This window comes from Paenibacillus sp. 05T425 (assembly GCF_056396205.1).
On sequence record NZ_JBFTLA010000002.1, the window covers coordinates 378643 to 391917 of the forward strand.

The following is a 13275-nucleotide window of genomic DNA, read 5'->3' on the forward strand; positions in this document are numbered from 1 at the left end:
GCCTTTTTATGCTCAAGAAGTTAAAAAACTTTTCACCTGATTTATTTTTCAAAAACGTTGTTGTACTGGCGAGCGGGACGATCATAAGCCAGATTATTATCTTTGCGACATTGCCGATTATTACGCGGATTTATAATCCGGCCGATTACGGCACTTACTCTTTGTACACGTCCATCATAGCGATTTTGCTAATGATGGTTTCTCTCTCTTACGAAAACGCGATAACGCTCCCGGAGGATGACAAGACGGCTTCGAGCGTACTGACGCTTTCACTGCGTATTTGCGTAGTCGTAAGCGTATTAAGCGGAATCGCGATCTATTTCGTGGCCAGTCCTCTGGCGCATTGGATGAATGAGCCCAGTATGAAAAACTATTTCTTGTTTGTCATAATCGGTTTGTTCGGGGCTGGATTCTATCAAATATTGAATTCGTGGTCGGTTCGCAAAAAATACTTTAAGCAGCTATCGCGAACAAAATATACGCAGAGCATCGGTCAGGTCGGGACCCAGCTGGGCTTCAGCTTGCTGCACATCGGTCCGTCGGGCCTTATAGCGGGAGAGATTATCGGGCGCTTTGGCGGCGTTATTTCGCAATGGGGATTATGGAAGAGGGACGTCAAGGATCAAAACATCGTCACTACCGGCAAGGATCTAAAGGAGGTTGCTTATCGCTACCGCAGATTTCCTATGCTATCGCTAGCGTCGAATGTATTGAACGGTATCGGTTTGTACCTGCCTATGATTATGATTGCAGCCTATTACGGACCGCATGTTGCAGGCTTGATGGCGCTTGGACAGCGAATCCTTGGTTCGCCGATGACGCTAATTATGACCTCTGTCCGCCATGTGTATTTATCGGAGTCGTCGGAGTATGTCAATATGTCGCCAGAGAAGCTGTATCCCCTTTTTCTTAAAACGGTTCGAAACGTTTTTCTGCTAGGCTTGCTTATTATCATTGTGATCGTGCTAATTGGCCCATCAACCTTTGCTTTCTTATTCGGGGAGGAGTGGGCGCAGTCAGGCGATTTTATTCGTATCTTGTCCATCATGTACCTGAGCCAATTTGTTGCCAACTCGGTAGGTACGACGATTGACGTCATGGAACGGCAGGATCTGCATCTTTACCGGGAGCTTATAAGAACAACGATCATAATAGGCGCATTATTATTTGGGGAACTGACGCATCAAACCGCGGAGACGGCTATTTTGTATTTTAGTCTGGCCTCTACCTTCGGGTATGTGTTGCATCTCGCTTTATCATGGTTTTCTATCAAGAAGTTTAGGGGACGATGAATTCACTTATAGGAACGAGGGTAAAGGAATTGTTTATATTACGATCTCCAATGTCGCGTAAACCTGAGAGGGAATATATCTACCGTGTCATCCTTGAACAATTTCTTGGCGTTGATTGCAGCATCCACTATGAGGATAGGAACGATGTTGAAATTTCGCTAATAGGAAGCCAGAAGGATAAGCTTAATCTGGCCGATGTTTTGCTGCAGGCACGGGATGCGGATTGGCTAAAGCCGGCCTCCATGCCCCAGCGTCCATTGAAGCGGATTGAGGTAGACATATTTAAGGATATGCCAGTCCTATATGGCAAGCCTTGGGAGAACGGAGCATATGTCCAGGAGAAAGAGGGGACGTATTACATCGGTATCGATGTATTCGGAAGCGCCTTTTTTATGCTGACTAGGTACGAAGAGCTCGTGTCTAAGGAAAGAGACAGCCATGAGCGATTTGCGGCACGGCAATCGCTTGCATGGCAAGAACGGTTTTTGAACAGGCCGATCATTAACGAATATATCCACTTCCTGCTTCAAATCATGAAGCGGCTCTGGCCTGGATTGGAAACAAAGAAGAGACAACCTAGGCTGCTTATAAGCCATGACGTAGATTTTCCGTATTATGTTTATAGAAGAGGTCTTTTGAGCATTGCGAAGGAAAGCTTAGGGGATATCGTCAGACGGCATAACTTGGAATCGGGAATGAAGAAAGCAAGCATGTTATGGAAGGGCAGCCGAAGTCTTCAGGCGGACCCCTATAATCGTTTTCATTATTTAATGGATCTTAGCGAGCGACACGGCATACAGAGCGCCTTTTACTTCATTACGGAAGAAACAAGGCGGGGTATGGATGGCAACTATTCGATAGACGATCCAAACGTGCAGTCCTTAATGACGGAGATCGATCGGCGGGGTCACGAGATAGGGCTTCACCCCAGTTATGATACATACACGAGCCCGGCAAGCATCCGGCGACAATTCGAAAAACTAAAACAAGTCGCCGAATCGCTCGGAATCAAACGGCAACGGTGGGGAGGCAGGCAGCATTACTTGCGATGGAGCGCTTCGGAAACATGGCAGTATTGGGAAGACGCCGGCCTGCAATACGACAGTACGGTCGGTTATGCGGACTTTGCCGGTTTCCGTTCGGGTATTTGTTACGAGTATCCCGTCTTTAATTTGTTGACGAGAAAGGCATTGAAGCTGACAGAGAGACCGCTAATCGTCATGGATCAGACTTTGCTGCATTACGAATATATGCATTTGGACTCAAAGCAGGCGCTGCAAGCGATAAGGGAGTATTACAAGTCGTGCATGCAATACGATGGCGATTTTACGCTGCTATGGCATAACAGCCAACTGGTGAAATCATCCGATCGGTCTGTTTATCAGACATTTATGGAACAGCTGGGCAGCCGGTAAAGCGGAAAGGTGAATGTGAATTGAAGATTGCATACCTGATACATTGGAACGAAGGTCCCGAGAGCGGCGTTTTTAAGAAGGTTATTCAACAAATGACGCAATGGCATCAGTTGGGAAACGAAGTCGCTTTGTTTCTGTTCACCCATAAGGGCGACATCGAGTGGGCCGGGGAATTGCCCGATATCCGTTGTTTTGTGCAGCCGTATACGGGTTGGGGGGATCGCTTTCCGCAATTCAAGAAGCTTGCGAAACAACTAGACGAGTGGCAGCCAACGGTGATTTACCATCGGTTCGATTTGTTCTATTTCTCGTTGCCTAAGCTGCTCAGGAAGCATGCATCGATATTGGAAATCAATACAAACGACTTGACGGAAATGCGCATGGATCGCGATCTCAGGTACTATTACCACCGGCTAACGCGCGGATTGGTTCTAAGGGCGACAGACGGTTTTGTGTTCGTAAGCGGCGAGCTGGCGGAAGAGGGTCATACCAAACGTTATGTACGCGATCATGTCGTTATAGGCAATGGTATACGGTTGGATGATTTCCACCCTTCGCCGCCTCCTGCTAACCCTTCGCCGCGATTCGTTTTTATAGGTTCGGCTGGTCAATCCTGGCACGGCATTGATTGTATTTCGATTTTGGCGAAAGCACGCCCGCAGTGGCATTTCGATATCATCGGCGTTGAGCACACGGAGCTGGAAGAGGCTGTTCCCGCCAATATGCATTTTCACGGCAAGATGAGCAGGCCGCAATACCAGCACTTGATGGATAAGGCGGATATTGCGATCGGAACGCTAGCGTTGTACAGGAAGCAGATGAGGGAGGCTTCTCCTCTTAAGGTAAGGGAATACCTGGCCAATGGCCTCCCTGTTATTATTGCATATGAGGAAACGGATTTTAACGAAGATGTCCCGTATATTCTCGTGCTGCGTAACGAGCCTGACAATATTCATAGCGGCTTGGATGCGATCGATGCGTTTGTAGAAACGTGGCAGGGAAAGCGCGTAGACAGGGAAAGCATCTCTCGTTTGGATACGTTAGTTAAAGAGGCGCAGCGCGTTGCATATATGAAGCATATTACGGGTAAGAAGGGAAGCCTACGTGAACGTTGAATCGCTACTCTTTCTGACGTTAGCGGCAAGTATGGCCGTTTTATTTGTTCAGTGCATGACCATGCTGAAACTAAATATCGATGCAGGCTATATTGTCGGTTTCGCCGTGTATTTCGATATGTTCGGCTATTTCTACAAACAGTACGTACCAACAAACTCCTTTGTGCTTTTGCTTGCAGCTCCATTGCTGCCCGTTTGTTTAGCGCTGCTCAAGAAGACGGCTCACTCCGAAAGTTTGCTGACCGAGCCCGGTTTGTGGGCATGGGGGCTGTTTCTATTGTATAGCGTCACCGCTCTTTCATGGGCTTCCCACGAATCGGACGGTCTGATGAAAGAGCAGATTCTGTTTATTCGAGGCGTMATACCAGGTATCTATGCGTATATTATATACAAAAAATACAAGACCTTCTCTTGGACGGTCGTTGCGTTATTCGGACTGGCTTATGCGGTCATGCATCTTCTTCTCGGCGGCTATACTTCAGAGTTCCCTGGGCGGCTGACTATGCCGGGCGGAAATCCCATCTATGATTCCAGGATTGCTTTCTTTACGATAGCCGTCTGCTTATGGGGGCGGAATATTCATCCGGTCATTCGGCTTGTTGTGATCGCTGTTGCATTAGTCTCGGGGCTACAAACCCAATCGAGAGGACCGCTTGTCGCTTTTGTCCTCGTTAACGTTCTTGTATTTGCTCTTGTCCTATTCCGGAAATACAGAAAAGGCGAACTGAAAGTACTTGCCCGGTATGCTGTTCCGCTGTGTTTCGCGATTTTATTGGTCTTGTTCGGCAGCTACCTCTATGTGGGTCATTCCCACGAGTGGCTGGATAGCAGCAGGTTTACGGTTCTGTTTGACAGGGATCAGTTGCAGGCGGACGACAATTACTTGGGAAGGCTTAACCTGCAGAAGGAAGCTTTGGCGAGATTCATGGAGCATCCGTTCTTCGGTGCAGGGCTTGGCGCAAGTTCTCCCGGGATTACGCACGATCATCCCCATAACGTCATCATAGAGATGGCAAGCGAATTAGGGGTAATCGGGTTAATTCTATGGTTCGGCGCCTTTCTGTTCTCCATATGGATGGCATCCAAAAACCATATTATGTTGGTGCTGCTGCTGCAAACATTTGGATACGCCCAAATGAGCGGGGACTTCGGCTATAATTACGAGTATATATTGATGGCGTTCGTAGCTATGGCTTTAGTGCCCAAGAAAGAGGGAACAGGGAGGGAATTGCATGCGGAACATACTGTTTCTCATTACCGGATTTGATTATGCGGGCGCGGAGAATCAAGTCGTCCAATTATGCCGGGGGCTTCGGGCTAAACATTATAACATCCTTATTGTCAGCATGATCAAACCGGTGGCTTACTTGGACGAGCTAAAGACGCTTGGCGTAGATATTCAATCGTTGCATATGAATAAAGGGGTGCCGGATCCGCGCGCACTCTTGAAACTGCGCCGTATCGTGAAGTCGTTCGAACCGGATATTGTTCATAGTCATCTTGTCCATGCTAATATCATGGCTCGCGTTGCTCGCCTATTGGTTAAGATGCCTGTTCTAATCTGTACTGCCCATAATATTAATGAAGGTGGAAGATTGCGGGAATGGATGTATCGGATTACCGATCCGCTTTGCGATCTGACTACGAATGTCAGCCAAGAGGCGGTAAACCGTTACATCGACATTAAAGCGGCACCCGAGAACAAAATTATTTACGTGCCAAATGGCATCGACATGAGCCAATTCGAAAAAAACGATCACGATTATTCGAATATCCGCAATGAGCTGGGACTAGACGGACAATTCGTGTGGCTGGCTATCGGACGCTTTGTGCCGGAGAAGGACTATGCGAACATGTTAAAGGCTTACTCCCTGATCATACGTACCTATCCGACTAGCGTGCTGTTGATTGCAGGCATTGGCGTAGAGCGCGAGGCCATGGAAAAGCTAAGCCGCGATCTGGGACTCGAGCAGAACGTTCGGTTTCTAGGGATACGGACTGACATTCCGAAGCTAATGAATGCCGTCGATGCGTACCTGATGTCGTCCAAATGGGAGGGGCTTCCCATTGTGCTGCTGGAGGCGGCCGCAAGCGGATTGCCTATCGTGGCTACGAAGGTAGGGGGCAACGCCGAAGTTGTTCATCACGAGTCGAACGGTTATCTTGTGCCTTCGGAGAATGAGCAGGAGCTGGCCGACAAAATGGCTCTTCTCATGGCTAAGTCCGAAAGCGAGCGGCGTCATATGGGTGAGCAAGGCAAAGCCTACATTGAGAGCCATTATAATATGCAAAAGATCATAGAACGGTGGGAGCAGCTATACGGCGAGGCCCGCCAAGGGATGAGCAACATTCCGAGATACGCAGGCGGTGAACAGTAAAATGAACAACAAGAAAGCTGCCTATGTAGCAACCGTATATGCGCATATTAGCTCTTTCCACCTTCCCTTTATCCGGGATCTGCAGGAGCAAGGTTATGAGGTGCATGTATACGCGAGTCCTGACCATTGTCTGGAAGACGTGAAGAAGACAGGGGTAGAATGTCGGGATATACCGTTCAGCCGCAACCCGCTGGCGGGCAGCAATATCGCCGCTTTGAAGGAGCTGACCAAGCGGTTTAGAGAAGAAAAGTATCATTTGGTCCATGTACATACGCCGAATGCAAGCGTCATTTGCCGAATTGCGGCATGGCGGGCAAAACTAAAAAATATAGTGTATACCGCTCATGGCTTTCATTTTTTCAAAGGCGCCTCTAAGGCTAACTGGCTCATTTATTTCCCGGTGGAGTGGATGATGTCATCGTTGACGGATACGCTCATTACAATAAACAAAGAAGACTATGAGCGGGCCAAACGATTCCCGGTTCGCGGGTCAGTCATCTACATGCCGGGTGTTGGTATTGATTTAAGCCGCTACCGCAGTCTGGAGTCGGGAAGCGTGAGCGATCTAAAGTCAGAACTGGGCATCAAAGAGGATTCCTACGTCATTCTGTGTATAGCCGAGCTGAATCACAATAAGAACCAAGAGCAGCTTATCCGAAGCATTGGCGAGTTGAAGCGGATGGGAGTGCCGGTCGTTGGCGTTATTGCGGGTACGGGCACCATGGAAAGCCACTACCAATCGCTTTCGCGGGAGCTTGGCCTTGAGGGCGATATTCGATTCCTCGGATTCCGCAGAGACGTTCCGGAGCTAATGAATATAGCCGACGTCGTTACGCTGATGTCTAGGCGCGAAGGATTGCCAAAGGTATTGCTCGAGGCGATGGGCGTCGGCAAACCGATGGTCGTAACGGCAGTTCGCGGCAATCGCGACCTTGTCGTAAGCGGACATAACGGTTACGTCGTTCCAGTGGGCGATGTACAGGAGACGGTTCGGGCCTTTTACAAATTGTACGATGATAGAGAGGCAAGGGTCGAAATGGGACGGAATAGCTATAAGGATGCTAGCCGCTATGATTTAAACGCCATTAGACAGCTTATGACTGAGGCTTATGCACGCCTTACGTAACCGCGACTTTCGATAAACAAGGGGAAAAAGGGGCGGTTTCATGACAAAACTGTTTCGCATGAACGGACTTAAAATCGTGTTGTTGCTGCTTGATTGTTTTTTCATATACGTAAGCTTTATCGTTGCTTATCAATTGGAGTACCAAAGCGCGATACCAAGTGTGGAATGGGAATCTTTCCGGCAATATGCGCCATGGTTGGGTCTGTTGACGTTATTGACTTATTATTTTTTCAATCTATACGATTTAGCAGGGCGACGGAAGCCGGCTAAATTTCTGTATAACCTCATTTTGGCTCATGTCGTCTTTATTGCGGAAATGATCGTTTTAAGCTATTGGCTCAAGACGTTCAGCCTGCCCAAAGCGATAGCGATTATTGCTTTTTTCATCCAGCTGGGACTTGCATTCGGATTAAGGCTGCTAATCTTTTTCATTCAATCCAAAGTGATAGGCAAGAAAAAGGCAATCATTTTCGCGCCGGAAGCCGATATCGACATTTCCATGGTAGAGAAAATGGTAGACAAAGGGAAAGCTTGGTTTGATGTGCAGCGTATCATTATTGCAACCGACGATATGTACATTGGCGACCATGTTTTTGATGACATTGAAGTTATATTATTGGGGCCGGGCTTAACGGCGCAGTTGAAAACGAAGCTGATGCGGGAAGCGGGCAAGCAAAGAATCGAAGTGCTTCTCATTCCGGAGTTTTATGAGCTGTATTTAATGGACGCGGAGTCTCAGCAAATTGATGATTTGTTAGTATATTCCGTCGTGCCTCCCCATCTGACGCACTTGGAGCGGATTGCCAAACGGACGATCGATGTTATGATCTCCGGCATTTTATTGCTGATCGCTTCACCGGTTATGGTGCTCATGTTCGTCGTTATTCCGATTTCATCCAAAGGGAAGGCGCTATTCGTACAAGATCGGGTTGGTCTTTACGAGAAGCCGTTCAAGCTTTACAAATTCAGAAGCATGGTCGATAACGCAGAGAAAAGCACGGGTCCAGTGCTGGCTAGCGATAGGGATCCCCGCATTACGAGACTAGGGCAATTCATAAGAGCTACCCGAATCGATGAACTGCCACAGCTCATCAACGTTCTTGCAGGCGATATGAGTTTAGTCGGACCAAGACCGGAAAGAGAATTTTTTATTACGCAGTTCAAAGAGGAGCTCCCTCATTATACGTATCGTCTTATGGTCAAGCCGGGGCTGACAGGACTGGCGCAAGTCATGGCCAATTATACGACGACGCCGTCGGATAAGCTTCGTTACGACATTCGGTATATACGGACATATTCGCCGCTGCTTGATCTGAAAATTTTGTTCCAGACGATTATTGTCGTACTGTCACGAGAGCAATCCAAAGGGGTCTCGGCTGCAGGCGATGATAGCAGAAAAACAAAGGCCCTTATACAGAAGGCTATGCATGAGGTAGCGATCGCGAAGGAGTAAACGGAGGGAACGGCATGAAGCAATATTCTAAAATCCAATATGCGATTGTCGTTTCCATTGTGCTTGGAATCATGGCGTTAGCGTATTTCTCATTGTTTTATGATGGCGGTAAAGTAGGAAGCGTACAGGAGATTAATCGATACGAGAATGCGATTAATGTGAAAGACGTTGGGGCGGTTGGGGATGGTATAACAGACGATACGGCTGCCATACAACAAGCGATTGATCAGGCTGCCAAACAAAATCTGATTGTCTACGTCCCCAACGGCACTTACATCATTGATCCGGAGAAACCGTTGAATATTCCAACCGGAACGAAACTGTACGGCGATGGCAAGGAATCGGTGCTCAAAGCCGATGCAGCTCGTTTTGGATGGGATATTGTTCGCATACACGGTCAGCGAATCGAAATTCGCCATTTATTCATGGATGGCAATCAAGCGGTTAACCGGGTCGTTGTCGTTCGCGCCGGCAGCTCCCAAGTATCTCTGACCAATACCTTTATCGCCAATGCTTCGCAAAGCGAAGACAAGAACAGTAAATATTATGACCAATTAGTTGCAGGCATCGTCGTATACGGGGAAACAAGCGATATTAAGATAAGCAACTCGGAGATCTCGAATGTATATGCTAAACATGCGACAAACGGCAGTCGCATTGCAAGAGGCATCTATATTACGAAGACGTGGGGGGCAACCGAGAAGGCGGCCATGAACGTGGAGATTTCGAATAGCTACATTCACGATGTCGGTCCTGAGGACCAAGCGGATTGCCTCTATTACGAGGACCCTAACATAGGGCATGGCGAAGCGGTTCAAACGGGCAGCGTGATCCGCAACAACCAGTTCGCAAGATGTGCTAAGCGTGCTATCAATATTCACGCGAACGGCGTTGTCGTAGAAGGCAATAAAATAATGAATACATACCTCGGCGACAATAGTTCCAGTGAAAGCGATCCGTCAAAAAAAGCGGGCGCGGACATGTACTCGGGCATAACGATCAATGCAGATAACGTCACGGTTCGCAACAATACATTAGAAGGAATCGGGAGTTTTTACGCGGGAATCGAGATCGGAGTTTACGATCCAATCAAGGGGATCACGGTAACGAACAATCGTGTGTTTATGGGCAAAGCAAGTAAAATCGAGGATACGACGGCAATACGTATTGGAAACGTGGATCAATATACGATAACTTCGAACAGGCTTGAAAACGGGTTAAGAGGAATATGGACGTGGCTAAGCTCTTCGAACGGGCGGATTGCAGATAATGTAATCATCATGCCGCAAGGCGGGGGCATTGATCTCTCTACCTATTTGACTCCGAACTATCAGCAGAAGATGACGGTTGAGAATAATAGAATCACAGCGTCCGGCTATATGATTTTATCCGATCCCAGAAATCAAAGCATGACCATTATAGAAGAACAAAAATAGAGGCGCCCCTAGTCGGGAAGCGCCTCTATTTTTAATTTGCGGGCCGTTATGAGGTTGTTGGCAACAACAACCTTGGAATTTTTGTATTCCGTATAAAGTGTGAAGCGGATGCCGAAATCGATCTTATCGATCGTATTCGTTTTGATCGTGCCGACTTGCGTATCTGTGACTGGCGAGAATATGCCGGTCTGCATGTTCGTGATTTTGTTGCCGTGCACTTTGAAGCTATTGATGGAGCCGAGCCGGATTCCGTTCGTGTTTTTGATATTCGCCTTGACGCCATTCGAGATGGTATTGTTGTAAATCGCGATATTGCGCAAATCGCCAAGATCGGCTTCGATTCCAGCATAGTAGCTTCCGACACCGTCAATGATATTGTCTCTTACGACGACATTGCTGGCATAGACGGAAATGCCGGCGAACATATCCTGAGGAACGGCGTCCCATTTCGGATACATATAGTTGTTGTTGTTCAGATATACGTTCGTAATATGGTTGTTCGAGACCGTCACGCCTTGCACGGAAATTTTGATTCCGCGCTTCGCCACGTGCGTAATCGTGTTATTGTCCACAATGGAACCCGAACTAACGGCGTCTTTCTCCGGCATATCGAAATAAATGCCATCGGCGTCATCCCGAGGTTTGATGTTGCTTATGTAGTTATTCGTAATTTTCACCCGCTGCGCATACGGGAGATCATCTTCTGCATAGACCATGATGCCGCGTGCGACGGGGTCGGCGTTGAAGGCATATATATTGCGAATGACGTTATTGTCGATTGTAATGTCCGATGTGCCGCCATATACGAGAATGCCGGATACGGTCGCCTCATAGGCGCTGCTATTCGGATTTTTGGACTGAGTGACGTTCTGAATCACGCTATTGATGACTTTAATGTTTTTGGCATTGGAATGGATGCCGATTCCGCGGATCAGCTTAAAGCCGGCATCTATCTTCAAGCCGTTGATCGTAATGTTCGAGCCTCTGACATCAAACCCCTCGTATCCGAACGAATCCGTAGCGGAGAAGTTTTTGAAAATAAGCACGGGCTTGGATTGTCCTACTATGCTTACGTTGCTCCTCACATAGAGAGGTTCGGCGATGTCGATTAAATATTCGCCTTTGGGGACGAGCACGACACCACCATTTTTGTTCTCCGACACTTTGCGAAGAGCGGTCGCGAATGCTTTCGAGTCATTGGATTTGCCGTCTCCTTTGGCACCGACATGAAGCACGTTCACGGTATAAGGAATCTCGGCATTGGCGGTATCCGAGTTATAGGGATATAAAAGAACGAAGGTAGCAATCGCGGCAAACGCGAAAGCCACAATCTGAATGCGTCTAATCATGCAAGCAAACTCCTAACAATTGATATGATTGGCCAAGTGGATATTGTTGGATAAAAAAAGAGGATTACCAAGATTATAGCATACCGTATTAGGGAGATAAACCAAAGGAGATAGAAAAGCAGACTATCCTACTATAGGATAGTCTGCCAGCATTACTTGATTAACGAGAAATCGAACGAAGGAACTAATCCTTCCTTGGCAGCTCGTCCCAGCAGCGCTTCGACTGCGGCATAACCGTCTTCGCCAAGGTTAGCAGTGAACTCGTTCACGTACAGGTCGATATGCGACTGGGCGACGTCTTCCGAGAGCTCCTGCGCATGCTCCATCACATAGGCGCGCGACGCATCGGGATGCGCCCATGCATAGTCGACGGAAGAGCGAATCCAACCCGCAATAGCCTCGGCATCCAGCGAGCGCTTGGCGATGATAGCGCCCAGCGGGATAGGCAGGCCCGTATCCTCTTCCCACCAGTTGCCGAGATCGGCGAGCTTGCTGAGTCCATAGTTCGGATACGTGAAGCGGGCTTCGTGAATGACAAGACCCGCGTCGATTAGACCATCACGTACAGCAGGCATAATTTCGTGGAACGGCATGACGACGATTTCGCCGACGCCTTCTGGAACTTGTTGCGCAGCCCATAAGCGGAACAAGAGGTAGGCTGTTGAACGCTCGCTAGGAACGGCCACACGCTTGCCAGTCAATGCGGCTGGGGTGCCTTCGCCGTCCTTCGTCAGCACGAGCGGTCCGCAGCCTCGACCTAGAGCGCCGCCGCATGGTAGCAGTCGATAGTCTTCCAGCACCCATGGTAATGCAGCATAGGAAATCTTCATAACCTCAGGCCCTTCCGTGCGGGCAGCCCAGTTGTTTGTAATGTCGATATCCGCATACGTTACGTTAAGCTCCGGTGCACCTGGCACTAGGCCATGCGCCAATGCATGGAATACGAATGTGTCGTTCGGACACGGGGAATAAGCGATATTCATTCAAACACCTCCAGTATTGCGGCACTTGCCGCTTCAAGCGCAGCGAGCGCTTTACCTATCCGCCATGCGGCGCGGTCGCGCGGACCGACAGCGTTCGAGATTGAGCGCAGCTCCGTGAAAGGTATGGCTAGCCGCTGCGCGGCGACGGCAACGCCGTAGCCCTCCATCCCTTCCGCTGCGGCGCCGGGAATGCGGGCTGCATGCGCCGCAGCAGTCGCGGCGCTGCCTGTTGCCGTCGAGACGGTCAAGGCGGGAGCAAGTATCGCCGACAAGCCAGCCGCTTGGATCGCGTCATAGATGCGGCGACTCCAAGCGGGGTCAGCTTCAAGGCGAGCCGTGCCGAAGCCTAGCTCGTCCACGCTGATGAAGCCTTCCTGCGACTCGGCGCCGAGATCGGCGGCGATAATCTCGTCGGCTACGACGAGCGAACCGATGGCGGCAACGCCGTCGAAGCCGCCGCCGATGCCCGCGCTAATGACGAGTCCATACGGCTCGTCAGCGGCAGCAAGGGCGGCCGCAGTGCTCGCCGCCGCATAAGCAGGGCCGACGCCAGCAGCTATGACGTCGGCCTTTGTGTTGCCTCCAAGGCCGCGCAAGACGGCGTCCTTCTCGGCATCAACCGCCGTAACGATCAACACGCGCGTTCCGCGGCTCTGTTGTTTTTCGTTACTGCCATGATTAATGTTGGTCACGGGGTAACTGCCTCCTTTACAGAAACTGATACTATA

Annotated in this window: 11 protein-coding genes; 8 read left to right on the forward strand and 3 right to left on the reverse strand. The window is 49.1% G+C overall.

From position 1 onward, the window contains the following. Positions 1 to 8: 8 nt before the first annotated feature. From AC1DF0_RS05515 to AC1DF0_RS05550, 8 genes are read left to right on the forward strand one after another with little or no spacing between them, the layout of a single operon-like run. A complete protein-coding gene (locus AC1DF0_RS05515; RefSeq protein ID WP_477573305.1) occupies positions 9 to 1292 on the forward strand; it encodes a lipopolysaccharide biosynthesis protein in 1284 nt (427 codons plus the stop codon). Between the two features lie 29 nt (positions 1293 to 1321). Beyond that, positions 1322 to 2707, forward strand: a complete 1386-nt coding sequence (locus AC1DF0_RS05520) for a polysaccharide deacetylase family protein (RefSeq protein ID WP_477573306.1) — start codon at positions 1322 to 1324, stop codon at positions 2705 to 2707. Between the two features lie 20 nt (positions 2708 to 2727). After that, the gene (locus tag AC1DF0_RS05525; RefSeq protein WP_477573307.1) at positions 2728 to 3822 is read left to right on the forward strand and encodes a glycosyltransferase; all 1095 of its coding nucleotides are present in this window, start codon (positions 2728 to 2730) and stop codon (positions 3820 to 3822) included. Beyond that, complete coding sequence (locus tag AC1DF0_RS05530; RefSeq protein WP_477573308.1) at positions 3812 to 5089, forward strand: O-antigen ligase family protein; 1278 nt, start codon at positions 3812 to 3814, stop codon at positions 5087 to 5089. The genes AC1DF0_RS05525 and AC1DF0_RS05530 overlap by 11 nt, the downstream gene beginning before the upstream one ends. Further along, positions 5055 to 6200 carry a glycosyltransferase gene (locus AC1DF0_RS05535; RefSeq protein ID WP_477573309.1) on the forward strand — a complete coding sequence of 382 codons (1146 nt, stop codon included), beginning with the start codon at positions 5055 to 5057 and terminating at the stop codon, positions 6198 to 6200. Before AC1DF0_RS05530 ends, AC1DF0_RS05535 begins: the two co-directional genes overlap by 35 nt. A gap of 1 nt (position 6201) precedes the next feature. After that, a complete protein-coding gene (locus AC1DF0_RS05540; RefSeq protein WP_477573310.1) occupies positions 6202 to 7326 on the forward strand; it encodes a glycosyltransferase family 4 protein in 1125 nt (374 codons plus the stop codon). A 40-nt stretch (positions 7327 to 7366) separates the two neighbouring features. Further along, positions 7367 to 8779 (forward strand): sugar transferase, encoded by a 1413-nt coding sequence (locus tag AC1DF0_RS05545; protein ID WP_477573311.1) that lies wholly within the window; start codon positions 7367 to 7369, stop codon positions 8777 to 8779. A gap of 14 nt (positions 8780 to 8793) precedes the next feature. Then, the gene (locus AC1DF0_RS05550) at positions 8794 to 10215 is read left to right on the forward strand and encodes a glycosyl hydrolase family 28-related protein (RefSeq protein ID WP_477573312.1); all 1422 of its coding nucleotides are present in this window, start codon (positions 8794 to 8796) and stop codon (positions 10213 to 10215) included. Between the two features lie 8 nt (positions 10216 to 10223). On the opposite strand, the gene AC1DF0_RS05555 is transcribed toward AC1DF0_RS05550, so the two are convergent. From AC1DF0_RS05555 to AC1DF0_RS05565, 3 genes are all read right to left on the reverse strand, one after another. Beyond that, the gene (locus AC1DF0_RS05555) at positions 10224 to 11564 is read right to left on the reverse strand and encodes a glycosyl hydrolase family 28-related protein (RefSeq protein ID WP_477573313.1); all 1341 of its coding nucleotides are present in this window, start codon (positions 11562 to 11564) and stop codon (positions 10224 to 10226) included. Between the two features lie 152 nt (positions 11565 to 11716). Next, entirely contained in the window at positions 11717 to 12547 is an 831-nt protein-coding gene (locus AC1DF0_RS05560; protein ID WP_477573314.1) for a 1,4-dihydroxy-6-naphthoate synthase, read from the reverse strand. Then, positions 12544 to 13239 carry a futalosine hydrolase gene (locus AC1DF0_RS05565; RefSeq protein WP_477573315.1) on the reverse strand — a complete coding sequence of 232 codons (696 nt, stop codon included), beginning with the start codon at positions 13237 to 13239 and terminating at the stop codon, positions 12544 to 12546. The genes AC1DF0_RS05560 and AC1DF0_RS05565 overlap by 4 nt, the downstream gene beginning before the upstream one ends. Between the last annotated feature and the right edge of the window lie 36 nt (positions 13240 to 13275).